A 2,206-nucleotide genomic window follows, 5' to 3' on the forward strand; every position below is an offset into this window, starting at 1 on the left:
CCTGAGGTGGACGGTGTGTTGGCGCGGTTTCCGTTGCGGGAGTGGGTGACGTCGTCGGATGCGTTGCCGTTGCTGGTGGAGCGGGAGCGGGCGTTGTTCGGGTCGTGGTACGAGTTCTTCCCGCGGTCGGAGGGTACGGCGCAGCGGCCGCACGGGACGTTTCGTTCGGCGGCGCGGCGGTTGCCGGTGATCGCGGGGATGGGTTTCGACGTGGTGTATCTGCCGCCGGTTCATCCGATCGGGAGGACGTTTCGCAAGGGTGCGAACAATGCGTTGTCGGCGGGTGCGGGTGATGTGGGGGTGCCGTGGGCGATCGGGTCGCCGGAGGGCGGGCACGATGCGGTGCATCCGGATCTGGGGACGGTGGAGGACTTCGTCTGGTTCGTGAGGCGGGCGGGGGAGCTGGGGCTGGAGGTGGCGCTGGACTTCGCGTTGCAGTGTTCGCCGGATCATCCGTGGGTGGAGAAGCATCCGGAGTGGTTCCGGCATCGTGCGGACGGGTCGGTCGCGTATGCGGAGAACCCGCCGAAGAAGTACCAGGACATCTATCCGGTGTTCTTCGATGCGGATCTGGAGGGTCTGGTGGCGGAGACGCTGCGGGTCCTGCGGTTCTGGATGGGGCTGGGGGTGCGGATCTTCCGGGTGGACAATCCGCACACGAAGCCGGTGGTGTTCTGGGAGCGGGTGATCGGGGAGGTGGGCCGGCGGGATCCGGATGTGATCTTCCTGGCGGAGGCGTTCACGCGGCCGGCGATGATGCGGACGCTGGCGGCGGTGGGGTTCCAGCAGTCGTACACGTATTTCACGTGGCGCAACAGCAAGCAGGAGCTCACGGAGTATCTGACGGAGGTGTCGGGGGAGACGGCGGCGTACATGCGGCCGAACTTCTTCGTGAACACTCCGGACATCCTGCATGCGTATCTGCAGCACGGGGGGCGGCCGGCGTTCGAGGTGCGGGCGGTGCTGGCGGCGACGCTGTCGCCGACGTGGGGGATGTACTCGGGCTACGAGCTGTGTGAGAACGTGCCGCTGCGGGAGGGCAGCGAGGAGTATCTCGACTCGGAGAAGTACCAGCTGCGCCCGCGTGACTGGGAGGCGGCCGAGCGTGAGGGCCGCACCATCGCTCCGCTGATCACCACCCTCAACCGTGTGCGACGGGAGCACAGCGCCCTGCGGCGGCTGCGCAACCTGCACTTTCACCATGCCGACAACGATGCGGTGATCGTCTACTCCAAGCGTTCGGGTTCCGACACGGTGGTGGTGGTCGTGAACCTGGATCCGCACCACACCCAGGAGGCGACGGTCTCGTTGGACATGCCGCGGCTCGGGCTGGACTGGCACGAGTCGGTGCCGGTGCGCGACGAGCTTACCGGTGTCACCTACCACTGGGGCAGGGCCAACTACGTACGTCTGACGCCGGGTGAGGGCCCCGCGCACGTGCTGAGCGTCCTGCGACCGTCCTCACCGCAGATCGGAGGGTCACCCACACGATGATCGTCAACGAGCCCGTCCCGGACACTTTCGAGGACACTCCCGTCGCCGACCGCGATCCGGAGTGGTTCAAGCGTGCCGTCTTCTACGAGGTCCTGGTCCGTTCCTTCCAGGACAGCAACGGTGACGGTGTGGGCGATTTGAAGGGCCTGACGGCGAAGCTGGACTATCTGCAGTGGCTGGGCATCGACTGTCTGTGGCTGCCGCCGTTCTTCAAGTCCCCGCTGCGTGACGGTGGTTACGATGTGTCGGACTACACGGCGGTGCTGCCGGAGTTCGGGGATCTCGCGGACTTCGTGGAGTTCGTCGACGCGGCCCATCAGCGGGGCATGCGGGTGATCATCGACTTCGTGATGAACCACACCAGTGACCAGCACCCGTGGTTCCAGGAGTCCCGCGCCAACCCCGAGGGACCCTACGGCGACTACTACGTCTGGGCCGACGACGACAAGCAGTTCCAGGACGCGCGGATCATCTTCGTCGACACCGAGGCCTCCAACTGGACCTTCGACCCGGTCCGCAAGCAGTACTACTGGCACCGGTTCTTCTCCCACCAGCCGGATCTGAACTACGAGAACCCGGCCGTGCAGGAGGAGATGATCTCCGCGCTGAGGTTCTGGCTGGACCTGGGCATCGACGGGTTCCGTCTCGACGCGGTGCCCTACCTGTATCAGCAGGAGGGCACCAACTGCGAAAACCTTCCGGCGACGCACGA

2 protein-coding genes are annotated in these 2,206 nt (G+C 65.9%); both read left to right on the forward strand.

Annotated features, from left to right (window positions below; translation table 11 throughout):
* The coding region (locus ACFYX0_RS47510; RefSeq protein WP_388982003.1) for an alpha-1,4-glucan--maltose-1-phosphate maltosyltransferase at nucleotides 1–1,494 on the forward strand (1,494 nt) is incomplete at its 5' end.
* Nucleotides 1,491–2,206: alpha-amylase family glycosyl hydrolase (locus tag ACFYX0_RS47515; protein WP_388982006.1), on the forward strand; the 716-nt coding region annotated here is incomplete at its 3' end. The genes ACFYX0_RS47510 and ACFYX0_RS47515, both read left to right, overlap by 4 nt.

Source organism: Streptomyces sp. NPDC002573 (assembly GCF_042889625.1).
Taxonomy (GTDB): Bacteria; Actinomycetota; Actinomycetes; order Streptomycetales; family Streptomycetaceae; genus Streptomyces; species Streptomyces gibsoniae.